Annotated in this window: 24 protein-coding genes; 14 read left to right on the forward strand and 10 right to left on the reverse strand. The window is 58.5% G+C overall.

Features of this window, described 5'->3' with window-relative positions; translation table 11 throughout:
* The first annotated feature begins 15 nt into the window (after nt 1–15).
* The 3 genes from rnr (at nt 16) to AC6I8F_RS02170 (ending at nt 5,051) form a co-directional block, all read left to right on the forward strand.
* Nucleotides 16–2,454, forward strand: coding sequence for a ribonuclease R (gene rnr, locus AC6I8F_RS02160; protein WP_021509757.1), 2,439 nt, complete (start codon nt 16–18; stop codon nt 2,452–2,454).
* A 138-nt stretch (nt 2,455–2,592) separates the two neighbouring features.
* Nucleotides 2,593–3,327: a 23S rRNA (guanosine(2251)-2'-O)-methyltransferase RlmB gene (rlmB, locus tag AC6I8F_RS02165; protein WP_021509756.1), complete on the forward strand. Its 735-nt coding sequence runs from the start codon at nt 2,593–2,595 to the stop codon at nt 3,325–3,327.
* Between the two features lie 95 nt (nt 3,328–3,422).
* Nucleotides 3,423–5,051, forward strand: coding sequence for an isovaleryl-CoA dehydrogenase (locus tag AC6I8F_RS02170; protein ID WP_372771752.1), 1,629 nt, complete (start codon nt 3,423–3,425; stop codon nt 5,049–5,051).
* Here the strand turns inward: AC6I8F_RS02170 and bsmA are convergent.
* Both bsmA and AC6I8F_RS02180 read right to left on the reverse strand, forming a co-directional pair.
* Complete coding sequence (gene bsmA, locus AC6I8F_RS02175; RefSeq protein WP_498028430.1) at nt 5,025–5,351, reverse strand: biofilm peroxide resistance protein BsmA; 327 nt, start codon at nt 5,349–5,351, stop codon at nt 5,025–5,027. The two genes, AC6I8F_RS02170 and bsmA, sit on opposite strands and share 27 nt — an antisense overlap.
* Before the next feature lie 55 nt (nt 5,352–5,406).
* Nucleotides 5,407–7,338 carry a methyl-accepting chemotaxis protein gene (locus tag AC6I8F_RS02180; RefSeq protein ID WP_058759865.1) on the reverse strand — a complete coding sequence of 644 codons (1,932 nt, stop codon included), beginning with the start codon at nt 7,336–7,338 and terminating at the stop codon, nt 5,407–5,409.
* A gap of 159 nt (nt 7,339–7,497) precedes the next feature.
* Here AC6I8F_RS02180 and yjfP point away from each other — a divergent pair, with 159 nt between their 5' ends.
* On the forward strand, nt 7,498–8,247 hold the full coding sequence (gene yjfP / locus AC6I8F_RS02185; protein ID WP_021509752.1) for an esterase: 750 nt from the start codon (nt 7,498–7,500) through the stop codon (nt 8,245–8,247).
* Between the two features lie 52 nt (nt 8,248–8,299).
* On the opposite strand, the gene AC6I8F_RS02190 is transcribed toward yjfP, so the two are convergent.
* Nucleotides 8,300–8,506 carry a hypothetical protein gene (locus AC6I8F_RS02190; protein WP_021509751.1) on the reverse strand — a complete coding sequence of 69 codons (207 nt, stop codon included), beginning with the start codon at nt 8,504–8,506 and terminating at the stop codon, nt 8,300–8,302.
* Between the two features lie 386 nt (nt 8,507–8,892).
* Between AC6I8F_RS02190 and rpsF the strand changes: the two genes are divergently transcribed.
* From rpsF to rplI, 4 genes are read left to right on the forward strand one after another with little or no spacing between them, the layout of a single operon-like run.
* A complete protein-coding gene (rpsF, locus tag AC6I8F_RS02195; protein WP_021509750.1) occupies nt 8,893–9,288 on the forward strand; it encodes a 30S ribosomal protein S6 in 396 nt (131 codons plus the stop codon).
* Nucleotides 9,289–9,294: 6 nt separating this feature from the next.
* On the forward strand, nt 9,295–9,612 hold the full coding sequence (gene priB, locus AC6I8F_RS02200) for a primosomal replication protein N (RefSeq protein WP_031280155.1): 318 nt from the start codon (nt 9,295–9,297) through the stop codon (nt 9,610–9,612).
* Nucleotides 9,613–9,616: 4 nt separating this feature from the next.
* The gene (gene rpsR, locus AC6I8F_RS02205) at nt 9,617–9,844 is read left to right on the forward strand and encodes a 30S ribosomal protein S18 (RefSeq protein ID WP_000135199.1); all 228 of its coding nucleotides are present in this window, start codon (nt 9,617–9,619) and stop codon (nt 9,842–9,844) included.
* A gap of 39 nt (nt 9,845–9,883) precedes the next feature.
* Nucleotides 9,884–10,333, forward strand: a complete 450-nt coding sequence (gene rplI, locus AC6I8F_RS02210; RefSeq protein WP_021509748.1) for a 50S ribosomal protein L9 — start codon at nt 9,884–9,886, stop codon at nt 10,331–10,333.
* Between the two features lie 55 nt (nt 10,334–10,388).
* Here the strand turns inward: rplI and AC6I8F_RS02215 are convergent, their stop codons facing one another.
* Nucleotides 10,389–11,048 carry an OapA family protein gene (locus AC6I8F_RS02215; protein ID WP_150360361.1) on the reverse strand — a complete coding sequence of 220 codons (660 nt, stop codon included), beginning with the start codon at nt 11,046–11,048 and terminating at the stop codon, nt 10,389–10,391.
* Between the two features lie 184 nt (nt 11,049–11,232).
* On the opposite strand from AC6I8F_RS02215, the gene bamJ reads away from it, so the two are divergent.
* The gene (gene bamJ, locus AC6I8F_RS02220) at nt 11,233–11,853 is read left to right on the forward strand and encodes a BamJ family beta-barrel-assembly machinery protein (protein ID WP_021509746.1); all 621 of its coding nucleotides are present in this window, start codon (nt 11,233–11,235) and stop codon (nt 11,851–11,853) included.
* Between the two features lie 34 nt (nt 11,854–11,887).
* Here bamJ and AC6I8F_RS02225 read toward each other — a convergent pair whose 3' ends face one another.
* The gene (locus tag AC6I8F_RS02225) at nt 11,888–13,846 is read right to left on the reverse strand and encodes a bifunctional 2',3'-cyclic-nucleotide 2'-phosphodiesterase/3'-nucleotidase (protein ID WP_498028431.1); all 1,959 of its coding nucleotides are present in this window, start codon (nt 13,844–13,846) and stop codon (nt 11,888–11,890) included.
* Between the two features lie 281 nt (nt 13,847–14,127).
* Between AC6I8F_RS02225 and cysQ the strand changes: the two genes are divergently transcribed.
* Nucleotides 14,128–14,874, forward strand: coding sequence for a 3'(2'),5'-bisphosphate nucleotidase CysQ (gene cysQ / locus AC6I8F_RS02230; protein ID WP_498028432.1), 747 nt, complete (start codon nt 14,128–14,130; stop codon nt 14,872–14,874).
* A gap of 31 nt (nt 14,875–14,905) precedes the next feature.
* Here cysQ and AC6I8F_RS02235 read toward each other — a convergent pair whose 3' ends face one another.
* Nucleotides 14,906–15,463 (reverse strand): YtfJ family protein, encoded by a 558-nt coding sequence (locus AC6I8F_RS02235; protein WP_498028433.1) that lies wholly within the window; start codon nt 15,461–15,463, stop codon nt 14,906–14,908.
* A 313-nt stretch (nt 15,464–15,776) separates the two neighbouring features.
* Between AC6I8F_RS02235 and AC6I8F_RS02240 the strand changes: the two genes are divergently transcribed.
* Nucleotides 15,777–15,983, forward strand: a complete 207-nt coding sequence (locus AC6I8F_RS02240; RefSeq protein WP_031280153.1) for a DUF1107 domain-containing protein — start codon at nt 15,777–15,779, stop codon at nt 15,981–15,983.
* A gap of 56 nt (nt 15,984–16,039) precedes the next feature.
* On the opposite strand, the gene paeA is transcribed toward AC6I8F_RS02240, so the two are convergent.
* Nucleotides 16,040–17,383 carry a polyamine export protein PaeA gene (gene paeA / locus AC6I8F_RS02245; protein WP_021509741.1) on the reverse strand — a complete coding sequence of 448 codons (1,344 nt, stop codon included), beginning with the start codon at nt 17,381–17,383 and terminating at the stop codon, nt 16,040–16,042.
* Nucleotides 17,384–17,837: 454 nt separating this feature from the next.
* On the opposite strand from paeA, the gene tamA reads away from it, so the two are divergent.
* From tamA to AC6I8F_RS02260, 3 genes are read left to right on the forward strand one after another with little or no spacing between them, the layout of a single operon-like run.
* Nucleotides 17,838–19,577 (forward strand): autotransporter assembly complex protein TamA, encoded by a 1,740-nt coding sequence (gene tamA, locus AC6I8F_RS02250; protein ID WP_498028434.1) that lies wholly within the window; start codon nt 17,838–17,840, stop codon nt 19,575–19,577.
* Nucleotides 19,574–23,344 (forward strand): autotransporter assembly complex protein TamB, encoded by a 3,771-nt coding sequence (gene tamB / locus AC6I8F_RS02255; RefSeq protein ID WP_498028435.1) that lies wholly within the window; start codon nt 19,574–19,576, stop codon nt 23,342–23,344. Before tamA ends, tamB begins: the two co-directional genes overlap by 4 nt.
* Nucleotides 23,345–23,346: 2 nt before the next feature.
* Entirely contained in the window at nt 23,347–23,700 is a 354-nt protein-coding gene (locus tag AC6I8F_RS02260) for a gamma-glutamylcyclotransferase family protein (RefSeq protein WP_031280151.1), read from the forward strand.
* Nucleotides 23,701–23,780: 80 nt separating this feature from the next.
* Here the strand turns inward: AC6I8F_RS02260 and ppa are convergent, their stop codons facing one another.
* The 3 genes from ppa to AC6I8F_RS02275 form a co-directional block, all read right to left on the reverse strand.
* Nucleotides 23,781–24,311 (reverse strand): inorganic diphosphatase, encoded by a 531-nt coding sequence (gene ppa, locus AC6I8F_RS02265; RefSeq protein ID WP_021509737.1) that lies wholly within the window; start codon nt 24,309–24,311, stop codon nt 23,781–23,783.
* Nucleotides 24,312–24,411: 100 nt separating this feature from the next.
* On the reverse strand, nt 24,412–24,861 hold the full coding sequence (locus tag AC6I8F_RS02270; RefSeq protein ID WP_021509736.1) for a DUF441 domain-containing protein: 450 nt from the start codon (nt 24,859–24,861) through the stop codon (nt 24,412–24,414).
* A 67-nt stretch (nt 24,862–24,928) separates the two neighbouring features.
* Entirely contained in the window at nt 24,929–25,342 is a 414-nt protein-coding gene (locus AC6I8F_RS02275) for a lysozyme inhibitor LprI family protein (RefSeq protein WP_338670694.1), read from the reverse strand.
* Nucleotides 25,343–25,350: the final 8 nt, after the last annotated feature.

A 25,350-nucleotide genomic window follows, 5' to 3' on the forward strand; every position in this document is an offset into this window, starting at 1 on the left:
ATCGGAGGAACCGTAATGTCAAAAGATCCCTTTCAGGATAGAGAAGCTGAAAAGTACGAAAATCCTATTCCCAGTCGGGAATTTATCCTCGCGCTATTAGAAAAGCGTGAAAAGCCGGCGAGCCGCGAAGAGATCGCCGAAGAGTTAAACATCACCAGCGAAGATCAGCTTGAAGCGCTGCGTCGCCGCCTGCGCGCCATGGAGCGTGACGGCCAGCTGGTGTTCACCCGTCGCCAGTGCTACGCCCTGCCGGAGCGTCTGGATTTACTGCGCGGCAAAGTGATTGGCCATCGCGATGGCTACGGCTTCCTGCGCGTTGATGGTCAGAAAGATGACTTCTACCTCTCGGCGGAGCAGATGAAGTTCTGCCTGCACGGTGATGTCATCCTCGCCCAGCCAGGCGGCTCCGACCGCAAAGGGCGGCGTGAAGCGCGCGTGGTTCGCGTGCTGGAACCGCGCAATAGCCAGATTGTTGGCCGCTACTTCACCGATGCCGGTACCGGCTTCGTGGTACCGGACGACAGCCGTCTGAGTTTTGACATTCTGATCCCGGCGGAAGAGACGCTGAATGCGCGTATGGGATCGGTGGTCGTGGTGGAGATCGTACAGCGCGCGACGCGCCGCAGCAAAGCCATTGGCAAAATTACTGAAATTCTCGGCGACAACATGGGCACCGGTCTGGCCGTGGATATGGCGCTGCGCACCCATGAAATTCCCCACTCATGGCCGGAAGAAGTTGAGAAAGAGATTTCCAGACTGAAAGAGCAGGTACCGGAATCGGCGAAAAAAGGCCGCGTCGACCTGCGTGAACTGCCGCTGGTGACCATCGACGGTGAAGACGCGCGTGACTTCGATGACGCCGTTTACTGCGAGAAAAAACGCGGCGGCGGCTGGCGCCTGTGGGTGGCAATTGCCGACGTCAGCTATTACGTGCGTCCCGGCACCGCGCTGGATAACGAAGCGCAGCAGCGCGGCACCTCGGTCTACTTCCCGTCGCAGGTGATACCGATGCTGCCGGAGATCCTCTCGAACGGCCTGTGCTCGCTCAATCCGCAGGTGGATCGCCTGTGCATGGTGTGCGAGATGACCATCTCGGCCAGCGGTAAACTCACCGGCTTCAAACATTACGAAGCGGTGATGAACTCACATGCGCGTCTGACCTACAACAAAGTGTGGAGCATTCTGCAGGGCAACCCGGAGCTGCGTGAACAGTATGCGGCGCAGGTGAAGCACCTCGAAGAGCTGCACCGGATGTATGAGGTGCTGGAAACCGCCCGCGAACAGCGCGGTGGCATCTCGTTTGAAACCGACGAAGCCAAATTCATCTTCAACGCTGAGCGCCGCATTGAGCGTGTGGAGCGCACCGTACGTAACGATGCGCACAAGCTGATCGAAGAGTGCATGATCCTGGCCAACATCGCCTCCGCGCGTTTCGTTGAGAAACATCAGGAGCCGGCGCTGTTCCGCGATCACGATCGCCCGAGCGAAGACAGCATCACCAGCTTCCGTACCGTGCTGGGCGAGCTGGGCCTCAGCCTGCCGGGTGGGTCGAAACCGCAGCCGATCGATTATGCCGATCTGCTGACGCAGATTGCCGACCGTCCGGATGCTGAAATGCTGCAAACCATGCTGCTGCGTTCGATGAAGCAGGCGGTGTACGATCCGGAAAACCGCGGTCACTTTGGCCTGGCGCTGGCGTCGTATGCGCACTTTACCTCGCCGATCCGTCGCTATCCGGATCTGCTGCTGCACCGTGCCATCAAGTATCTGCTGGCCAAAGAGCAGGGCACGGTAAAAGGCAACACCACGCCAACTGGTGGTTATCACTACGATATGCAGCAGATGCTGCAGCTGGGTCAGCACTGTTCGATGACCGAACGCCGTGCCGATGAAGCGACGCGCGATGTGGCCGACTGGCTGAAGTGCGACTTTATGCAGGATCAGGTGGGTAACGTATTCAACGGCGTGATCTCCAGCGTGACCGGCTTTGGCTTCTTTGTTCGCCTCAACGATCTGTTCATTGATGGCCTGGTGCACGTCTCCACGCTGGACAATGATTACTACCGCTTCGATCCGGTGGGTCAGCGTCTGATTGGTGAATCCGGCGGTCGCACTTACCGTCTGGGTGATGCGGTGGAAGTGCGCGTTGACGCGGTGCACATGGATGAGCGCAAGATCGATTTCGCGCTGATCTCCAGCAAACGCGTACCGCGCGGTGAAGGGAAAACCGCGCGCGAGCGTGAGAAGCGTGGCGGCAAGCCACCGGCGAAGCGGCGTCGCGATGCGGGTCGCAAGGGCAACTTTGAGCCGGACGCCGCTTTCCGCGGTGAGAAGCAGCCGGCTGCGGCGAATAAAAGCGAGAAAAAAAGCAAAAAAGTCTCCGAAAAAACCCGTAAAATCGCCGCCGCAACCAAGGCGAAGCGCGCAGTGAAGAAGAAGGCCAGCGAAGCCTGATGGCCTCTTCACCCGCCAGCGGCCAGGTGCGTCAGCGCTGACGCACCTTGCTCAACCCTGTTTCGCAGGCTGCGCCCCAACGCGCAGCCTGATTAATGTTCTGTATTCAACGATATACATCCAACCTTGAGCAAAGTAATGAGTGAAATAATTTTTGGCATTCACGCCGTGCAGGCGCTGCTGGAGCGTGATCCCCAGCGTTTTCAGGAAGTCTTTATCCTTAAAGGCCGCGATGACCGCCGCCTGCAGCCGCTGATCGCCGCACTGGAAGCTCAGGGAATTGTGATTCAGCTGGCCAACCGCCAGTGGCTCGACGGCCAGGTCGAAGGCGGCGTGCACCAGGGTATCGTGGCGCGCGTTAAGCCGGGTAAAAACTATCAGGAAGGCGATCTGCCGGATTTGCTGGCTTCACTGGATCAGCCGTTCCTGCTGATTCTGGATGGCGTCACCGATCCGCATAACCTGGGTGCCTGCCTGCGCAGCGCCGATGCGGCGGGTGTGCATGCGGTGATCGTGCCGAAAGACCGTTCGGCACCGCTTAACGCCACGGCGAAAAAAGTCGCCAGCGGGGCGGCGGAAAACGTACCGCTGATTCGCGTCACCAATCTGGCGCGCACCATGCGTCTGCTGCAGGAGTACAACGTCTGGATCGTCGGCACGGCCGGTGAAGCAGACCACACGCTGTATCAGAGCAAAATGACCGGCGCGATGGCGCTGGTGATGGGTGCGGAAGGAGAAGGCATGCGCCGCCTGACGCGCGAACACTGCGATGAGCTGATCAGCATCCCGATGGCCGGCAGCGTCTCTTCCCTCAACGTTTCGGTGGCCACCGGCGTTTGTCTGTTCGAAGCGGTGCGTCAGCGCCAGGCGTGATCGCCGCCGCAAAACCTCAGCTGTACCAGGCATAACTGCACATCCTCTCCATACTTATAGCCACATCAGTACGGGCAACAGGAGAGGAGAGTGCCATGGCCTGGACCACTCACAGCGTATTCAATCAACCATCTCCGCTCAGCAACAGCAATCTCTTCACCGGCGACAGCGCGCTGTGCGAGGCGGTGGTGCGTGAAGGGGCCGGCTGGGACCGCGAATGGCTGGCGTCCGTCGGCCTGCAGCTCGGCAGCGCGGAGTCACTGGAATTAGGTCGCCTGGCCAATGCACAGCCGCCGGAGCTGCTGCGTTACGACGCGCGCGGTGAGCGGCTCGACGAGGTGCGCTTTCATCCTGCCTGGCATCTGCTGATGCAGGGCGTGTGCGCCAGCCGGTTACATAACCTGAGCTGGCAGCCTGACGTGCAGGGCAGCGCCATGGTGGCACGCGCGGCGCGTTTCATTCTGCATGCGCAGGTGGAAGCCGGTTCACTCTGCCCGGTAACCATGACTCACGCCGCGATCCCGCTGCTGCAAACCCATCTGCCCGCTCCCTACGCCGACTGGCACGATCGGCTGCTGAGCGATCGGTATGATGCGCATCATCTGCCCGGCAGCCAGAAGCGCGGCCTGCTGATTGGCATGGGCATGACGGAGAAGCAGGGCGGCACCGATGTGTTGAGCAACACCACACGCGCCGAACCCCCTGGCACGCGTGCGCCGGGCGAACCCTGGCGCATCACCGGGCACAAGTGGTTCTTCTCGGTGCCGCAAAGCGACGCGCACCTGATTCTGGCGCAGACCGCCGCCGGGCTGAGCTGCTTCTTTCTGCCGCGCCTGCTGCCGGACGGCACGCGCAACGCCATTCGTCTTGAACGCCTGAAAGACAAGCTGGGCAACCGCGCCAATGCCAGCGCCGAAGTGGAGTTTCAGGATGCCTTCGGCTGGTTGCTGGGTGAGGAGGGCGATGGCGTGCGGCTGATCCTGAAAATGGGCGGTATGACGCGCTTTGACTGCGCGCTCGGCAGCCATGGCCAGATGCGACGCGCGCTGGCGATTGCGCTGCATCACGCCGGTCAGCGCCAGGTGATGGGCAAAAACCTTAGCGATCAGCCGCTGATGCGCGCGGTGCTGGCGCAGCAGGCACTGCAGCTGGAGGGACAAACCGCACTGCTGCTGCGTCTGGCGCGCGCCTGGTCAACGCCGGCCAGCGCGCATGAACGGCTGTATGCACGCCTGTTCACTCCGGCGGCCAAATTCGTTATCTGCAAAGCCGGTATGCCGTTTGTGGCTGAAGCCATGGAGGTGCTGGGCGGCATTGGCTACTGCGAAGAGAGTGAACTGCCGCGCCTGTATCGCGAGATGCCGGTGAACAGCATCTGGGAGGGCTCGGGTAACGTGATGTGCCTGGATGTGCTGCGTGTACTGGGACGGCATGCAGAAGTGCTTAGCATGCTGCAGGATGAGTTTGATGCGGTGAAGGGCAGCAATCGCCACTTCGATCGCTGCTGGCGTCAGCTGCGGCTGCAGCTCGGCAACCTGCGCGAAGAGCAGGGACGGCAGGTCAGCGACATGCTGATTCGGCTGGCGAGTGCCGCGGTGCTGCTGAAAGCGGCAGAACCGCCGCTGGCGGACAGCTGGTGCGCGCGTTATCTCTCATCGCGTCCGGCACAGGCGCTGAGTGATGATCTGAACGCACGCTTACTGCAGCGTGCTACTGCCGCCTGAGGGCGCGCCGTACAGAATGGCGGTGGCATACCATAAGCCAGGCATGGTGGTCTCATCGACCATCAGGATCTGATAGTAAACCGCACCGCTCTGATTGGCGCGTGCAGCGATTGCACGCTGCACATCATCCGGCGAGCCGCGTGAATGGGCGCTGACGGTGCCGAGCTTCGGCAGGCCATAGCTTTGCGCGCGAGTGATCTCCTGCGCCTGGGTGGTGGGCGCTGGCGGGGGTTGTGGCGTGGTGTGCAGTGCGGCACAGCCGCTCAGCAGCAGGCCCAGCAGCAGAATAAGCGTACGCATGGTGGCTCCGGAAAACAGGCAGATGACTCAAGTGTAAGCCATCTGCCCCGGCTCATCAGTCGTTGAGGCGGAAAATACTCACCAGCTGGGTCAGATGATGGCCTTTCTGACTCAGGTGCTGCGCCGTGTGCTCGGACTGGTTAATCATGTCGCTGCTCTGATGGGTCGCATGGCTGATGTGGTTCATTGCCAGATTGACCTGACCAATACCCGCAGCCTGCTCCTGGGCGGCGATATTGATTTCCCCCATCAGGGTTTTCACCTGTTCGATATGGCTGACAATATGGCTCATGGCGTCACGCGTTTGTTCCGAGAGCGCATGGCCGGCGGCCACTTTGTCGATCGAACTGGCAATCAGCCCGTCAATCTCCTTCGCCGCATTGGCGCTGCGCTGCGCCAGCGCACGCACTTCCGCAGCGACGACCGCGAAGCCTTTGCCGTGCTCACCGGCGCGCGCCGCCTCAACCGCAGCGTTGAGCGCCAGAATATTGGTCTGGAAGGCAATCGACTCGATCACGTGGGTAATGTCGGCGATGCTCTGCGAGGCAATGCGAATCTCCGCCATGGTCTCTACCGAGCGCGCCACGGTGCTGCCGCCCTGGCTGACGGTGCTGGCGGCTTCACCGACCAGCGCCATCGCCTGACGCACGTTAGCGGCGGTTTGCGCCACGGTTGCGCCAAACTGCTCCATGCTGGCCGAGGTCTCTTCGACGCTGCTCGCCTGGCGGCCAATCTGCTCGCTGATGCTGGAACTGCTGGCCGCAATGGTGTCGGTGCCGTCGCTGATCTCACGCGCGGCGGCGCGTACCTGGCCTACCACTTTCTCCAGGCCGTCGCCAATGCCGTTAATCGCGCTCACCAGCTGGCCGATCTCGTCGCGGCGCGCTGAGTCGAGGTGCGCCTGCAGATTACCCGCCGCGTACTGCTCGGCCAGATGGATCACCTGCTGCAGCGGCCGGGTAATGGCGCGCCGGCTATACAGCACAAAGCCAATGGCAAAGGCGAGCACCAGCGCCAGGCCAATCAGCATGAACAGATTGCGGCTGTGGGTGATCGGTGCCAGCAGGCTGGCGCGGCTGACTTCACCGGCGATAATCCAGTTCCAGCCCGGCAGTTGCTGCCATGCCAGCAGGCGGGTTTCGCCCTGATGCGCGATCTCCAGCAGGCCGTGCGGCTGCGTCAGGATCTGCTGCTGTACGCTGCGATCCCAGTCCGGCAGCTTGCCTTCTGACTGACGGGCAAACAGATACTGGCCCTGTGCGCTGCCCGGCGTGCCGTTCAGCACGAAGAAGCTGCCGCTGTCACCGAGACGTCGCGCCAGCACTTTCTCCCGCATCAGCGCGTACTGTTTATCAATCTGCACGCCAACAAACAGAATGGCGATCACTGCGCCGCTGTCGTCCTGCACCGGCTGGTATTGAGTGATATAGCGATGGCCGAACAGCGTCGCCAGGCCGCGATACACTTCGCCCTTATTCACGCTGCGCCACGCCGCGCTGCTGCGATCAAGCTGGGTGCCCACCGCGCGGCTGCCATCCTCTTTCTTCAGTGAGGTCGCGATGCGAATGTAATCCTCGCCGTCGCGCACAAAAATGGTGGAGACTGCACCGGTACGATCGAGAAAATCGTCCACGGCGATCTGATCGAGGTTGAGGGTTTTCAGCCCGGCACGCAGCGTCGGCGTGCTGAACGATCCCACCTGAATGCGTGAGCTGTCGTCACGGCTGAATCGCTTAGGTAAAAAGCTCTGAAACAGCCGGGTATAATTCGCCACTTCTTCCGATAAGGTCGCGTTAAACATCGTGGCCATTTCATTAATGCCGAGCACCTGGTTTTGCATATCGTCGACAGCCAGCTGCTCCAGCTGGCGCGCGGCGTTATGGCTGAGCGTTAACGTCAGGGCAAACAGCACGATTGCCACACTGAAAGACGTCAATACAGACAGCTTAATTCCGAGACTCATGGCGCTGAGAGAGAGACGCTTCATAAAGTACCTTTAATAAATAACTGGAGGGGTACAGGATCAACGGCAAAATGCGGCAAATGTTTAGGGCAGAAATTAATCGAAATAAATGTGATGTGGCTCGCGTTTTGGCCGGCAGCACGTACACTGAGACCAGTGATAATCATTCTCAACGGAGACGGTATGATTGAGTTGGCAACGGAGAACCTGGCGGGCATTGAGTGTATTCACGCGGCACCGGCCGGACAGCGGCTGGCGCGCTTACCCACCATCCTGTTTTATCACGGATTTACCTCGTCGAAAGAGGTGTACAGCTACTTTGCCGTGGCGCTGGCGCAGGCCGGTTTCCGCGTGGTGATGCCGGATGCAGAGATGCACGGCGCACGCTACAACGGCGATACCGACGCGCGCATGACGCACTTCTGGGAGATTTTGCGCCAGAACATCGATGAAGTGCCGCTGCTGGAAGCGGCGCTGCGCGACAACGATTGGGTGGCGGATGAGCGTTTCGCCATTGCCGGCGCCTCAATGGGCGGCATGACCGCGTTGGGCGCGATGGCGCGCTATCCACACCTGCACAGCGTTGCCTGTCTGATGGGCTCCGGCTACTTCATGCAGCTCAGTCAGACGCTGTTCCCGCCGCTGGTGGCGCACACGCCAGAGCAAAAAGCGGCGTTACAGGCGCGGCTGGCCCCGCTGGCGGCCTACGATCCCTGTCAGCAGCTGGCGCAGCTGGCTAACCGTCCGCTGCTGTTATGGCACGGTGAAGCGGATGAAGTCGTACCGTTTGCCGAAACGGTACGACTGGAGAAGGCGTTGCGCGAGGCGCAGCTCGATAGCCGGCTCACCTTTCTGGCGGAAAAGCAGATCGGCCACAAAATCACGCCGCCAGCGCTCACCGCGCTGGTCAGTTTCTTTAAACATCATTTGTAAAACGGAACGGGCTGGCGGTGCGGAGCACGCCAGCCCGGGATAACAGGCCGGACTACAGTTGTGACGACAAGCGGTCGGCGGCGCTGGTGTTCGCGCTGACCGGGTTACCGCCTGGCGCATCCAGCCGGTTAACGTAGACATAGCCTGAAGCCGCTTTGCTGCTGTTACTTCTCATCTGCAGCGCCTGGTCAGCGGAGCTGGCAAGAGCGGGGGTAGACAGGAAGAGACCCAGTAAAGTGGCGATAATGACAGCTTTCATAATCGACTCCTCACTCCAGGGATTTCACTCTCAGGCGCGCTGATTAAGCCAAACCGTTGCGCCTGTAGAGAGTTTAGTTCTTCACCAGTACGACGCCAGATCGTCGTGCTGAACGCCTCGTTCAGGGATTTTGAACAATCTCTGACTAACCTGCTGAATCTCAATCCTTAGCACAAAAGGTGTCCCCGCCTGGCACGACAGCGACAATTTGATGAATTGTGCGCTTGAGTTTCCCCGGCGAGGTCAGTATGATTACGCGTCAATTTTTCAGCTGCATTCAGAGGTGTGTTTCATCTTTTGGGTGATTCGCAACCTATAACGTTCCTTGCTTCCGTGGGCCGCAGCTGACCCTGACAGGAGGCTGAATAATCCGTAAGGAGCTATCGATGCGTCATTACGAAATCGTATTTATGGTCCATCCTGACCAGAGCGAGCAGGTTCCGGGCATGATCGAGCGTTACACTGGTGCAATCACTGGTGCACAGGGCACGATCCACCGTCTGGAAGACTGGGGTCGCCGTCAGCTGGCTTACCCGATCAACAAACTGCACAAAGCACACTACGTTCTGCTGAACGTAGAAGCACCGCAGGAAGTGATCGACGAGCTGGAAACTAACTTCCGCTTCAACGACGCCGTTATCCGCAGCATGGTTATGCGCGTTAAGCACGCGGTAACTGAAGCTTCTCCGATGGTTAAAGCGAAAGACGAGCGTCGTGAGCGCCGCGAAGACTTCGCTAACGAATCGGCAGAAGACTCAGATGCTGGGGATTCTGAAGAGTAATCCACGATGACGGCCAATCGGCTGCGCCTGTCTGGCACCGTGTGCAAGACGCCAGTTCGAAAAGTCAGTCCGTCAGGGATTCCTCACTGCCAGTTCGTGCTTGAGCATCGTTCTGTGCAGGAGGAAGCCGGGTTTCACCGGCAAGCCTGGTGTCAGATGCCGGTGATTATCAGCGGCAGCGCCCATCAGGCGATTACTCAACATATAACGGTCGGCACGCAACTCACACTCGAAGGTTTTATTAGCTGCCATCAGGCACGCAATGGCCAGAGCAAACTTGTGTTACATGCCGAGCAGATTGAATTGATAGATTCTGGAGACTAGCCAAATGGCACGTTATTTCCGTCGTCGCAAGTTCTGCCGTTTCACCGCGGAAGGCGTTCAAGAGATCGATTATAAAGATATCGCAACGCTGAAAAACTACATCACTGAAAGCGGCAAGATTGTTCCAAGCCGTATCACCGGTACTCGTGCAAAATACCAGCGTCAGCTGGCTCGTGCTATCAAGCGCGCGCGTTACCTGTCTCTGCTGCCGTACACTGATCGTCATCAGTAATCGGCAACTGTCCATTAACGACTTTAAGAGGATAAGGTAATGCAAGTTATTCTGCTTGATAAAGTAGCAAACCTGGGCAGCCTGGGTGATCAGGTTAACGTTAAAGCGGGCTACGCTCGTAACTTCCTGGTTCCACAGGGTAAAGCTGTTCCTGCTACCAAGAAAAACGTTGAGTTCTTCGAAGCGCGTCGCGCTGAACTGGAAGCCAAACTGGCTGACGTTCTGGCTGCTGCTAACGCACGTGCAGAGAAAATCAATGCACTGGGCACCGTTACTCTCGCGTCTAAAGCAGGCGACGAAGGTAAACTGTTCGGTTCCATCGGTACCCGCGACATCGCTGATGCAGTTACTGCAGCTGGCGTTGAAGTGGCGAAGAGCGAAGTTCGCCTGCCAAACGGCGTTCTGCGCACCACCGGTGAGCACGAAGTTGACTTCCAGGTTCACAGCGAAGTATTCGCGAAACTGGTTGTGAATGTAGTAGCTGAGTAATTTTTTACTTAGTTTGAAAGCGCCGGCCTTGTGCCGGCGTTTTTGTTTCTGTTGCTTACTGCGCGCGGATAAAGCTGCCGTCCGGCTGGCGGGTAAACAGCACCGGGCCGTTACTGCTCTCGACCGTTAAGCCGGTCACCACGCCCTGCGCGTTCTGACGAATCTTCACCTGCTGACCACTCTGCAGCGCGCTCAGCGGCTGCCCATCGCCTTCCACCCGCGCCATGGCAAACACATCATTGACCGGCAGATTGTTGTCACGGAACAGCTGTGCCAGCGTCTGGCCCGAGGCCACGGTATAGCTGTGCCATTCGCCCTGAGCATCACTTTTCGGCGTCGTATTCTGCGGCGGCTGCGCATTGTTATCGTAGATTTCCGCCTGCATCGGCACCTCTTTGCCGCTGCTCTCTGCCGGACGTTCCACCGGATACTGCGGCGTGCTGGCAGGCCAGAGAAACGCCAGCAGCATCACCAGCAGGGCAATAACGATACCGCGTCGGTGCAGCGGCGGCAGCGGATCCATCCAGCGTACGTTATCCAGCAGATGCCAGATGCGCTGCAGCACAGCGGGTATACGCGACGGGGTTTCAGAAGCCATTCTTTCCTCCTCCTCGCTGGCGGTCGTGACGCGCCTGTCAGGCAGCCAGCGTTGCAACCGGGAAAATAAGGTACGCGGTGCGCGCGTCCTGCGACGTCGTGGGGCGATTTGGCCCATGGATGCTCTCTTGTTCTGTAGTATGGGCAAAGCGGGCGCGAAGTGCCTGCCAGCATTGAAAAATTTGACCTGCATATTGTTTCTCTTTCCCCGGGAAATGTCATCCGCGGCGCGCGAGATTTTACGCCAGCCGCCTGCGCTGTTATGCTGCCGGTTCTATTTTCTCCGGGATTAAGGAAACAAGATGACGACCCCTTCATTTGACAGCGTCGAATCACAAGCAAGTTACGGTATCGGTTTACAGGTTGGTCAGCAGCTGCAAGAGTCTGGACTGCAGGGTCTGCAGCCAGAAGCGCTGCTTGCGGGCCTGCGCGACGCGCTGGAAGGGAACTCACCGGCAGTTCCGGTTGACGTGGTACACCGTGCGCTGCGTGAAGTCCACGAGCGTGCCGAAGGTGTACGTCGTGAGCGCGTCGAAGCCATGGCGGCCGAAGGCCAGCAGTTCCTTGAGCAGAATGCACAGCGTGAGGGCGTGAGCAGCACCGAATCCGGCCTGCAGTTCAGCGTCATCACCCAGGGCGATGGTCCGATCCCATCACGTCAGGATCGCGTACGCGTGCACTACACCGGTAAGCTGATTGACGGCACCGTGTTTGATAGCTCCGTTGCCCGTGGCGAACCGGCTGAATTCCCGGTCAGCGGCGTGATTGCCGGTTGGATTGAAGCGCTGACCCTGATGCCGGTAGGCTCGAAGTGGGAGCTGGCCATTCCGCACAATCTCGCTTACGGCGAGCGCGGCGCGGGTGCCTCTATCCCGCCATTCAGCACCCTGATTTTCGAAGTCGAGCTGCTGGAAATCCTGTAATAAACAGCGGGCGCCGTGTCTGGCGCCCCTGTCACTACTTCTTCTCTGCCTGCTTCTGTAAATCCACCTGCCAGATTGCAAAGCCCGTTTCATCACTGCCGACGGCTTTCATCGGATAATCAGCATACTTCTCAATAAACTGCGTGGCTTTTGCGCCCGGCGCGGTCTCAAAGCGAATATCCAGCGGCGTTGCGCTGGCGATCGGTGCCAGCCGCCAGTTGTGATCGGCCTGTGGCTGCACCGCGCCGTGGGTGCGGGTTTCGCTGCTGATGTAGGCGGCCACCACCGAGCGGTTCTCATCCGGCGAAGCAAACGCAACATACTGCTCACCGGTACCGGCAAATTTCCCGCCCCAGGCACGGTAATTATTGGTGGCAACGAGGAAGGTCGCTTTGGGGTCGATCGGTTTGCCCTGCCAGCGCAGATCCTGAATACGTGATGCCGCCGGGTTAATCAGTTGGCATTCGGCGTCGTAGCGCGCCGGTTGCGTTACATCGATCTGATACTGCACGCCGTCAATTACATCAAAATTGTAGGTGCGGAAATCCCAGTTGATCAGCGACTGCGGCTGACGACGATGCACGTCGATCTGATTAAACTGCGCTGCCGAGCACTCCAGCCACTCTTTCACCTGCGCGCCGCTGATTTTCATCACCACCAGCGTATTCGGGTAGAGATAGAGATCGGCGGCATTACGGAAGGTGAGATCGCCTTTTTCCACTTCAACGTAGCTGGCCGGATCGTTCTTACGGCCGCCGGCTTTAAACGGTGCCGCTGCCGAGAGCACCGGTAAGCGGCCCAGATCGGGATCGCCCTGAATGAAGCGTTCGACGTAAGCACGCTGCGCATTATTGACGATCTGCACGGTGGGATCGTCCTGCACCAGCGACAGGTAGCTGTACATCACATCCGCCGACTTGCCGATCGGTTTTGCCACAAATTCACGCGTAGCGCGATGATCGTCGGTCAGCACTTTCACCAGATCGGCATCTTCCGCCGCCAGCGATTTTTTCGCCACCGCATCGTAAACTGGCCGTGCTTCGGCTTTACCCTGGGTCACCTGCCAGCCGCCGCCGTCATTTTTCAGCACCAGGTCAACCACGCCGAGATGATCGCCCCACATGCCGGGCATCACCGCCGGTACGCCGTTAAGCGTGCCCTGAGCGATATCCGCACCTTTAATCGCCGCAAACTCTTTGCCGGGAAACACCGCGTGCGCATGGCCGAACATGATGGCATTGATACCTGGCACCTGACTGAGGTAATACACCGAGTTTTCCGCCATGGCATGGTACGGCTCACTGCTCAGACCGGAGTGCGGAATGGCGATGATTATTTCAGCACCTTTTGCGCGCATTTCCGGCACATAGCGTTTCGCTGTCTCGGTGATGTCATCAACGCGCACTTTACCCTGCAGATTGTTGCGATCCCACACCATAATCTGCGGTGGTACGAAGCCGATATAGCCGATTTTCAGCGTATGCGGCTTGCCGTCGCGGTCTTTTACCGTGGTTTCTTTAATTAAATAGGGGGTAAACAGCGGTTTGCCACTGGTTTCATCGATAACGTTGGCATTGATGTAGGGAAAACGTGCCCCGGCAATCGCCTGCTGCAGATAGGGCAGGCCGTAGTTAAATTCGTGGTTGCCGAGATTGCCTACCGCGTAATCCAGCGTATTAAGGGCTTTATACACCGGATGGATTTCTCCCGGCTGCAGGCCTTTGGCCGCCATGTAATCGCCCAGCGGGCTGCCCTGAATAATGTCGCCGTTATCCACCAGCACGCTGTTTGCTACTTCGCCGCGCGCCTGCTGGATGAGCGTAGCGGTGCGCACCAGACCAAACTTTTCGGTCGGCGTGTCTTTGTAGTAATCGAAATCCATCATGTTGCTGTGCAGATCGGTGGTTTCCAGAATGCGTAAATCCACCGTGGCAGCCTGCACCGTGGCGGCTGCAACGCACAGTGCCAGTAACGACATGCTCGCTTTGAACATGGCTTGCTCCTTGTTCGCTTTAATGGGCCTCTCAAAATAATGTAAAACCATGACGAATTATCATTTCAATTTGTGATGGGGCTCGGGATTTTGCCTCTTTTCTGCGCAAGCTGTCGGAGTGCCGGCCATTCAGCATTGCGCCATAGCCGCCACGACCGAACTATGATATTGATAATCAAAGCGAATACGCTTAGCTGCGGCTGTCACAGCGCAACTGCTAAAATATCTGGAGACGGGCTGCCGGGGTTTCAGCGGCAGCATCAGCCGAAATGAGGTGAACAATGTTAGATAAAATTTGCCAGCTGGCGCGCAGCGCGGGCGATGCCATTATGAAGGTCTACGATGGCGCACAACCGCTGGACGTGACGCGTAAATCGGATGATTCACCGGTCACGGCGGCCGATCTGGCGGCACATCAGGTTATCGTGCAGGGCTTAGCGGCGCTGACGCCTGACGTGCCGGTGCTGTCGGAAGAGGATCCACCCGGCTGGGATGTGCGTCAGCACTGGCAGCAATACTGGCTGGTCGATCCGCTCGACGGCACCAAAGAGTTCATCAAGCGTAACGGCGAGTTCACGGTCAATATCGCGCTGATTGAGCACGGCAAACCGGTGCTGGGCGTGGTGTACGCGCCGGCGCTGGGGGTGATGTATTCTGCGGCCGAAGGCAAAGCGTGGAAAGAAGAGGGCGGCCACACCACGCAGATCCACGTACGTGAAGCGCGACCGCTGCTGGTGGTAGTGAGCCGTTCGCACGCTGATAAAGACGAAGAGCTGAAAGAGTATCTGACCCAGCTGGGCGAGCACCAGACCACCGCTATCGGCTCCTCGCTCAAGTTCTGCCTGGTGGCAGAGGGCAAGGCGCAGCTCTATCCGCGCTTCGGGCCGACCAATATCTGGGATACCGGTGCCGGCCATGCGGTAGCCATTGCCGCTGGCGCGCACGTGCATGACTGGCAGGGCAAAACCCTCGACTACGCGCCGCGCGAGTCGTTCCTGAATCCGGGCTTCCGCGTCTCGCTGTTCTGATACGCTATGCGCGCCACCTGCTGTGGCGCGATCACGCCTGCAGCAGCTGATGGATCAGTTTCATCGCCTGCTGCACTTCATCCTGCGTCAGCGGACCGTCTTTGGCGTAACGCACATGGCCGGTCTTGTCCAGAATCACAATCGCCGAACCGCCTTTCTCCAGCTGCCACGCCTTGCGCGCGTTGCCGTTGCTGTCGACAATGAACTGCGACCACGGATACTGCTGTTTATTGCTCTCAATGCTGCTGCGCACAAACATCCCGGTGCCGGGAATGGCATCATCGGTATTAACCACCGTGGTGGTCTGATAGCGGTCGTGCGGCAGCTGGGCGGCTTTGATGGCTTCAATCAGCGCGGCGTTCTGTTCTTTGGCTGACGAGCGTCCGGCAATGTGCAGGATGACCCGCACTTTGCCACTCAGCTGGGCGCTGTTCCAGGGCTGGTAGCGAAACTTCTCCTGCTGATATAGCAGTTCTCCTTTGTCGTTAACGCCGACTGCCGGCACGCGCTCGCCAACCTTAAACGCGTGGGCTGAGGCAAGGCTGGGCAGCAGCAGCGCCAGGGCTATCAGGGAATGTGCCAAACGCATGGTAATGCTCCTTAGTGATCCGACCAGTTATTCATGTTTTTGCAATATTAGGCGTGGATGATGCGCCTGTCGCGATGAGATAGCAGCTTTGTAACCCATGCCACAATTCCTTAACCAATGAAGGTTTATACTGGATTTTGTGATCGTTATGACAGAGTTCTCTGTAATGATGTGTCAATTCAGTAAAAAATCCATTTTTTCGGAACACCGGCAAGGAATCATGTTCTATAGTTATGCCTCATTTGCGCTTCAAGGGCTCGTACCGAATTTGGCAACGGCGAAGCGTATTACATCTGTTCAGGAGTTAAACAGCATGAAGATCTTCCAGCGCTATAATCCGCTGCAAATTGCGAAATATGTAAAGACGCTATTTAAAGGAAGGTTGTACATCAAGGATGTTGGCGCGTTTGAGTTCGATAAAGGCAAAGTCATGTTGCCGCGCGTCAAGGATAAACAGCACCTTAGCGTGATGTCAGAAATCAACCGCCAGGTGCTGCGGCTGCAAGCCGAGTACAACTAAGCAAAAGAAAGGGCGCCGCTGGCGCCCTGAATCTTTCTGTAACCGCACGATTACTGCTACGCGGCAGGCCCTTCAGACTCATCCAGCGTACTCTTCGACACATTCAGCACTGGCGGGCGATCGTCAATGCGCGTCACCAGCAGCTGGTCGATGCGGTAGCTGTCGATATCCACCACCTCAAATTTGTAGCCGGAGAATTTGACGAAATCGGTGCGTTTGGGGATCTTACGCAGCATATACATCATAAAGCCGCCGATGGTCTCGTAGTTGCCGGACTGCGGGAACTCGTCGATATCCAGCACGCGCATGACGTCATCAATCGGCGTACCGCCTTCCACCAGCCAGGAATTCTCGTCACGCGCCACAATCTGCTCTTCCAGCCCCTGACCGACCAGATCGCCCATCAGCGTGGTCATCACGTCGTTAAGCGTGATAATCCCGACCACCAGCGCATATTCGTTCATGATCACCGCGAAGTCTTCGCCGGCGGTTTTAAAACTCTCCAGCGCCTCTGACAGCGTCAGCGTATCCGGCACAATCAGCGCCGAACGAATCTGCACGCCGCTGTTGAGCGTCATGCTCTGGTTGCCCAGCACGCGCAGCAGCAGCTCTTTGGAATCAACGTAACCGACGATATGGTCGATATCGCCGTCGCACACCAGAAACTTCGAATGCGGGTGTTGCGCGATTTTGGTTTTCAGGCTGGTTTCGTCTTCGTGCAGATCGAACCAAACGATATTTTCACGCGAGGTCATGGACGAAGGCACGGTGCGTGATTCCAGCTCAAATACGTTCTCGATCAGCTCGTGCTCCTGCTTGCGCAGCACGCCAGCCAGCGCGCCCGCTTCTACCACCGCGTAAATGTCATCCGAGGTGATGTCATCTTTACGCACCATCGGCAGCTTAAAGATGCGAAAGAACACGTTGGCCAGGCCATTGAACAGCCACACCAGCGGGCGGAAAACCAGCAGGCAGAAGCGCATCGGATTGATGATGCGCAGCGCGATGGCTTCCGGCGCGATCATGCCGACGCGTTTTGGCGTCAGGTCGGCAAACAGAATAAACAGGCTGGTGACGATGGTGAAGGAGCAGATAAAGCTGAGCTGATCCGCCAGTTCCGGCTCCATAAAGCGGTTGAACAGGCTGCTGAAGGCGGGCGAAAACGCCGCATCGCCGACGATACCGCCGAGAATCGCCACGGCGTTGAGGCCAATCTGTACCACGGTGAAGAACATGCCAGGCTGTTCCTGCATCTTCAGCACGCGCTGCGCGTTGATGTTGCCTTCATCGGCCAGCAGTTTCAGTTTGATCTTGCGGGCAGCCGCCAGCGAGATCTCCGACAGAGAAAAAAATGAACTGATTACGATCAGTAAAAGAATGACAAGCAGGCTATCAAGCATAAAAGATCCGTTGGGTTAATCACTTGTCATTTTTGGCCTGGGCAGCGCGAAGAGGCGTACATCCGGTACTTACCCGTCAAACAGGGCTATCCGTGCCAAAAATGTCTGCGCCAGTTCGACAAAGTCACGTTAACGTCGGGGCAGAAATGCGTGCAGGCGAGGCCTGCTGGTCGCTGATTATAGCAGCAGCGCTATTGCTGCCGCCAGCGGCGTGATTGGCCGGCTCGGATTAATCCGAGTGGCAGCTGGCGGTGCGCAGAAGCGCGGCTTCGTTGTTGTATCGGTACGCACATTTACCGACAATAGCAGTCGATTTGGCTTAGCGGCCGTTTTTACGCAGCCGCTCGCAAAAAAGAGCGGCTATGCTGATGGGTATGCAAGGTGTGGTGATACCCTTTCCACCAGAGTTAACGCCCCTGCGGAATAGGGGCAGGCATTATTAACAGGAGTACGCGTGCCGCGATTTCATGCTTATTGCTTGGCCAGCCTGCTGCTTGCCGCACCTGCTGTTGAGGCAGCCAAAGTGCGACTGCAGCTGGAAGGCCTGACCGGGGAGTTACAGAAAAACGTCAGGGCGCGCTTGTCCACTATCGGCAGTGACGAGGTGTCGAACGACGGCCGTTTCCAGGCGCGCGTGGCTGCCGCGATCAAAGAAGGCCTGCGCGCGCTCGGCTATTACGAGCCGCAGATCGACTTTGAATCACGCCCGGCACCGCCGCAGGGTGGCCGTCCAGTGCTGATTGCCCGCGTCACCGCCGGTGAGCCGGTGAAGATTGGCGGCAGCACCATTGTGGTGGAAGGTGCCGCAAAAGACGATCCTGATTATCAGGCGTGGGTGAAGCAGGGCAGGCCGAAAGTCGGCAGCCAGCTCAATCACGGCGACTACGATAAATTCAAAAACGGCTTCTCCAGCCTGGCGCTGCGTAATGGTTACTTCGACGGTGACTTTAAGCAGAGCCAGCTTGGTGTCTCGGTCGAACGGCGCTTAGCGTTCTGGGATATTGACTACGACAGCGGCCCGCGCTATCGCTTCGGCGATGTCAGCTTTGAAGGCTCGCAAATCAACGAAGCCTATCTGCGCAATCTGGTGCCGTTCAAAAAGGGCGATCCCTACAGCTCACGCGATTTGGCCGAACTCAATCGTCGCCTCTCCGCCACCGGCTGGTTTAATTCTGTCGTCGTGGCACCCGAGTTCGATAAAGGGCGCCAGACCAAAGTGCTGCCGCTCAGCGCCGCCGTGTCGCCGCGCGTGGAGAACACCATCGAAGCCGGCGTCGGTTACTCGACGGACGTCGGACCGCGGCTGAAAGGCACGTGGAAAAAGCCGTGGATCAACGACAGCGGCCACAGCCTGACCTCCAGCGCCTATATCTCCGCGCCGGAGCAGCAGCTTGATCTCAGCTATAAAGTGCCGCTGCTGAAAAGTCCGCTGGAGCAGTACTACACCTTCTCCGGCGGCCTGAAACGCACCGATCTCAACGACACCAAATCGGACACCACCACGCTGGCGATGTCGCGTAACTGGGACAGCAGCTCCGGCTGGCAGCGCGCGGTTAACCTGCGCTGGAGCCTCGACCACTTTACTCAGGGCAGCGTCACCAACACCACCATGCTGCTCTATCCGGGCGTCAGCCTGAACCGCACCCGTTCGCGCGGCGGCCTGATGCCGAACTGGGGCGATTCACAGCGCTACTCGGTAGACGTGTCGGACACCACCTGGGGCTCGGACGTCGACTTCCTGATCCTGCAGGCGCAGAACGTGTGGATCCGCACGCTGGGCGAGAAGCATCGCTTTGTGGCGCGCGGTAACCTTGGCTGGATTGAAACCAACGACTTCGAAAAAGTGCCGCCCGATCTGCGCTTCTTCGCCGGCGGTGACCGCAGCATTCGCGGTTACAAATACAAAGATATCTCGCCGCGCGATGACGAAGGCAAACTCACCGGTGCCTCAAAGCTGGCCACCGGCTCGCTTGAGTATCAGTACAACGTCTCCGGCAAATGGTGGGGCGCGGTATTCGTCGACTCCGGTGAAGCGGTCAACGACATCAAGCAGAGTAACGTTAAAACCGGTGCAGGCTTCGGCGTGCGCTGGTCTTCTCCGGTAGGGCCGATCAAGTTTGATATCGCGCGCCCGATTGGTGACGACAAGGAGCATGGATTGCAATTTTATGTAGGACTGGGGCCTGAACTATGAAGCTGTGGAAAAAGGTCCTGATCGGTATCGGTATTTTCCTGCTGGTGCTGTTGGCCAGCGTGGCGTTTCTGGTGGGCACCACGCCCGGATTGCATCTGTTGTTTAAAGGTGCCGATCGCTGGGTGCCGGGCCTGTCGATTAACAAGGTGGAAGGCGGCTGGCGCGATCTGACGCTGAGCGGCGTGAAGTACCAGATGCCGGGCGTCAGCGTGGATGCCGGGCGCTTCCATCTGGCGCTCAACCTCAACTGCCTGCTGCACTCCTCGGTGTGCGTGAACGATATCGCGCTGCAGGATGTCAGCGTGGTGGTCGACAGCAAAAAAATGACGCCCGCCAGTGCGCCGCCGCCGGAAGAGGAGAGCGGCAGCAGCAATCTCAGCACGCCATACCCGATTACGCTGAGCCGGGTCAGCCTGCATAACATCAACGTCAAAGTTGATGACACCGCCATTTCGCTGCTCGACTTCACCAGCGGCCTGCAGTGGCAGGATCGCGCGCTGACGCTCAATCCCACCCATATCCAGAGCCTGCTGATCGCGCTGCCGAAGGCGGCGAAAGTGGCGGACGAACAGGTGGTGCAGCCTAAAGTGCAGCAGCCGCAGCCGGATGAGAAACCGCTGGGCGAAACGCTGCAGGCGATGTTTGCCGAGCCGCTGCTGCCGGCACTGCCGGATTTCCAGCTGCCGCTCGACATCAATGTGCAGCAGCTGTTGGGTGAGCAGTTGCGCATCACTGGCGATACGGATGTGGCGATTACGCGTCTGCTGCTGAAGGCCAAAACTACCGACCGGCATGTGCAGCTGGAGACCTTTGACGTCGACTCGCCGCAGGGGCAGATCAACGCCAGCGGCGATGCCCGGCTGGCGGATAACTGGCCGATCAATTTTGTGCTCAACGGCTCGCTGAATCTCGATCCGATTAAAGGCGAGAAGATCAAACTGAACCTCGCCGGGGCAATGCGTGACGAGCTGAAGCTGGGCCTGAACCTCTCGGGGCCGGTGCGTGCTCAGCTGGACGCCGCCGCGCAGCCGGCGGTAGCCGGTCTGCCGCTGTCGCTCAAACTCACCAGCCCGCAGCTGCGCTGGCCGCTGACCGGTCCGGTGCAGTATCAGGCGGATAATCTCGACTACCAGTTCAGCGGCAAAGCCACCGACTACGTGATGTCGCTGCGCACCGCGGTGAAGGGCGAAGCGGTGCCGCCGGCCACCATTACGCTGGACGGTAAAGGCAACGTGCAGCAGTTCAGTCTGGATAAACTGCGCGTGGCGGCGCTGCAGGGCAACATTGACCTCAGCGCGCTGGTGGACTGGAGCAAAGCCATCAGCTGGCGCAGCGAACTGACGCTGGCGGGCATCAATACCGCTAAACAGTATCCTGACTGGCCGGCGAAGCTCGACGGTAAAATCACCACGCGCGGTAGCCTGTACGGCGGTAGCTGGCAGCTCAGCGTGCCGCAGCTGGCGCTGAAGGGCAATGTGAAACAGAACGCGGTGAGCGCCGAAGGCTCGCTGACCGGCAACAGTTACAACCAGTGGAAAATCCCCGGCATTGACATCGCGCTGGGGCGCAACCATCTCGACGTGAAGGGCGAACTGGGCGACGCGCTAAATCTCGACGCCAGTGTCGATGCGCCGCATCTGGATAACGCGCTGCCGGGCCTCGGCGGCGTAGCCAAAGGCACTATAAAGGCGCGCGGTACGCTGCAGGCGCCCCAGCTGCTGGCCGATCTTACCGCCAGCGGCCTGCGCTGGCAGCAGTTGCAGATCCGCCGTGTTACGCTGCAGAGCGATGTGAAATCCATCGATCAGGTCGCCGGTAAACTGCAGCTGCGCGTAGAGCAGCTACAGCAGGACGCGTTTAAGATCGGCCTGCTGACGCTCAACGCCGACGGTAACGAGAAGCAGCACCAGCTGAAACTCAACGTGCAGGGCGAGCCGGTCTCCGGCCAGCTGGCGCTCAACGGCAGCTTTGACCGCCAGACGCAGCGCTGGCAGGGCAATCTCAACAATACGCGTTTTGACACGCCGGTGGGCGAATGGCGCCTGACGCGCGCGATGACGATTGACTACCTGAACAGCAAACAGAGCGCCACCATCGGGCCGCACTGCTGGCAAAACCCCAACGCGCAGCTGTGCGTGCCAGAGCCGATCGAGGCCGGAGCCAGCGGCCATGCGCATGTGGTGCTGAACCGCTTCGATCTGGCGATGATCAAGCCGTTCCTCACCGATGCCACCCAGCTGAACGGCGTGTTCAGCGGTGATGCGCGCGTGAACTGGACCGCCGACGGCGCGCTGCCGACCGGCACGGTGTCGCTTAAAGGAAACGGCGTAAAAGTGGTGCAGGATGTGCAGGGGAATAACCTGCCGATCGCCTTCGACACGCTCAACCTGAATGCGGCGCTGCGTAATGGACGCGCGCAGCTCGACTGGCTGATTCACATCGTGAATAACGGTCAGCTGAGCGGCAACGTGCAGATCGCCGATCCGGAGAATCGCCGCCAGCTGTCAGGCAACATCGGCATCAGCAACATTTCGCTGGCGATGCTCAACCCGGCGCTGATGCAGGGCGAGAAGATCAAAGGCAACCTCAACAGCAATCTGCGTCTCGGCGGCACGCTGCAGCAGCCACAGATCTTTGGTCAGCTGGGACTGAGCGATGTTGATGTTGATGGCAGCTTTATGCCAGTCGATCTCACTTCGGCCAATCTCAACCTGGTGTTTAACGGCATGAGTTCCACGCTCAACGGCCTGATCCAGACGCAGCAGGGTAACCTCAATCTGGGTGGCAACGCGGACTGGAGCCAGCTGGATAACTGGCGCGCGCGCGTTACTGCGCAGGGCAGCCGTATTCGCGTTACCGTTCCGCCGATGGTGCGGATGGACGTTTCGCCGGGCCTGGCGTTTGAAGCCACACCGGCGGCGTTCAACCTTGACGGCAAGGTTGATATTCCGTGGGCGCGCATCACGGTGCAGGAAGTGCCGGAGAGCGCTACCGGCGTGTCGTCGGATGAGGTGATGCTGGATGAGAACCTCAAGCCGATTCAGCCGAAAACCGCCGCGATCCCAATCAACAGCAATCTGGTGATCCACGTCGGCAACGATGTGCGCCTCTCGGCCTTTGGCCTGAAAGCGCGCCTCAACGGCGATCTCAAACTGGTGCAGGATAAAACCGGCCTGGGCTTAAACGGACAAATCAATATTCCTTCTGGCCGTTTCCACGCGTATGGTCAGGATCTGATTGTGCGTAAAGGCGAGCTGCAGTTCGCCGGTCCGCCGGATCAGCCGTACGTCAACCTGGAGGCGATTCGTAACCCGGAAGCCACCGAGGATGATGTGACAGCCGGTCTGCGCGTCACCGGGCTGGCCGACGAGCCGAAGGTGGAGGTCTTCTCCGACCCGGCAATGTCGCAGCAGGAGGCGCTGTCTTACCTGTTACGCGGTCAGGGACTCAGCAGCGATGGCGACAGCAACGCCTTAACCTCGGCGCTGGTTGGACTGGGGGTTGCACAAAGTGGTCAGGTTATGGGTAAAATCGGCGAGACCTTCGGCGTCAGTAACCTTGCGCTTGATACCACCGGTGTCGGCGACAGCCAGCAGGTGCAGGTGAGTGGTTATGTGCTGCCGGGTCTGCAGGTAAAATACGGTGTTGGCATATTTGATTCACTGGCGACGCTCACTTTGCGTTATCGCCTGATGCCCAAACTCTATTTGGAAGCCGTGTCGGGTCTCGATCAGGCACTGGATTTGCTCTATCAGTTTGAGTTTTAGCAATGCGAATAATTGTCTACGGCAGTTTACGGCGCAAACAGGGAAATAGTCATTGGATGACCAATGCGCAATGGCTCGGCGACCATCAGATTGAAGGGTTTGCGCTCTACAATCTCGGTCACTATCCGGGCGTGGTTGAGGGGGACGGCACGGTGTACTGCGAAGTGTATCGCATCGACGCCAGCACCCTCGGCGAACTGGATGCCTTGCGCAGCAAGAACGGCGAGTATAAGCGCCAGCTGATCCAGACGCCCTACGGCAGCGCCTGGCTGTACGTGTATCAGCGTTCGATTGCCGGTCGCACCCGCATCGCGAGTGGCGACTGGTTACGGCGCGATGACGCCGCAGAAGCGTAAATAAAAACACCGCCCAGTGGGCGGTGTTTTTTTATCTGCCGATCGCCATACATAGCGATGCGGCAGCGCTGACAGAAAACTTACTTCTTCTGTGCGCGCTCGAAAGAGGAGATGATTTCAGCTTTAGCCGCTTCCGCGTTGTCCCAGCCGTCAACCTTCACCCATTTGCCTTTTTCCAGATCTTTGTAGTGCTCGAAGAAGTGGGTGATCTGCGCTTTCAGCAGTTCTGGCAGGTCGTTCACATCTTTAATGTGATCGTACTCTTTGCTCAGCTTGGTGTGCGGAACCGCTACCAGTTTGGCATCTTCACCTGATTCGTCGGTCATCTTCAGCACGCCCACCGGACGGCAGCGGATCACTGAACCTGGCTGCAGCGGATACGGGGTTGGCACCAGTACGTCAACCGGGTCACCATCCAGAGACAGCGTGTGGTTGATGTAACCGTAGTTGCACGGATAGAACATGGCGGTAGACATGAAACGGTCTACAAACAGGGCGCCAGACTCTTTGTCCACTTCATATTTGATCGGATCGGCGTTGGCCGGGATCTCGATGACGACATAGATATCTTCTGGCAGATCTTTACCTGCAGGCACCTGGTTCAAACTCATCTGGCTTTCCTTCATTAGTCGTAAGTTGAGTGACGGCTATTATAGCCAACTGACTCTGAAAGTATGCCCCCTTTTTGGCGTTTCGGAATGGTCCAGCAGGCTACTTCGTGGTGACAAACAGCGACACAATCCCTGCGGCGATTAGCGGCCCGACCGGCACGCCACGAAAGAACGCCACACCAATCACCGTGCCAATCAGCAACCCGCCAATCACCGACGGCTGCACGCTCATTAAACTGACGCCGCGACCGCCGAGCCAGGCAACAAACACACCAACGATAATCGCCACAATGGATTGCCAGTTAGCAAAGGATTTCAGCAGCGACGAGGCTGGCAGCGTGCCGCTTGCCAGCGGTGCCATGACGGCCACGGTGAGAATAATGATACCAATCTGGATGCCCTGCTTTTCGACGTAGGGAAAGAACTGTGCCAGCGGCGTGAGCTTAATCACCAGCAGGATGAGAATCGAAATGGTGACGGCGCTGTTGTGGACGAAGTAGCTCAGGATGGCGAGGCAGATAAGTATGAGGGTCGAGGCGTAGGCAGCCATGGTTTCTCCGTGAATAATGGGCGCGCTGACCGTGGCCAGCGCTAAGCGTGTTTAACGCCCCCATTTATCAACAATCATCAGGATTGGCGCAACTGCCTTTGTTGATTGATTGCAGCATCAGTGCCTGGTTGCGCACCAGACTGACGCCCTGCGCGCCCACTGACAGCGCCGCCATGGAGCCCTGACTGCTGAGGAAATAGCTGCGGCTGGCATCGGTCCAGCTATCACGGAAGGCCAGCCAGGCGCGCTGCGCATTGCGCAGTTTGTCTTTGGGCTCACCGGTTAATTTCTTCATCAGCTGGCTATATTGCGCATTCATCTCTTTGTCCCACGCCTTATTGGCCGAGCTGTAGCACTGCGACATGCCGGCGGTGCTGGACTCTTTATTCAGGCATTGATTGAGCTGCTGATCGATAGGGTTTTGCTGTGCCATTGCCACGCTGGACGCGAACAGACAGGCGAGCGGAAGCCATTTTTTCATCGTTACAT

It is taken from the genome of gamma proteobacterium symbiont of Axiagastus rosmarus, from assembly GCF_059730925.1.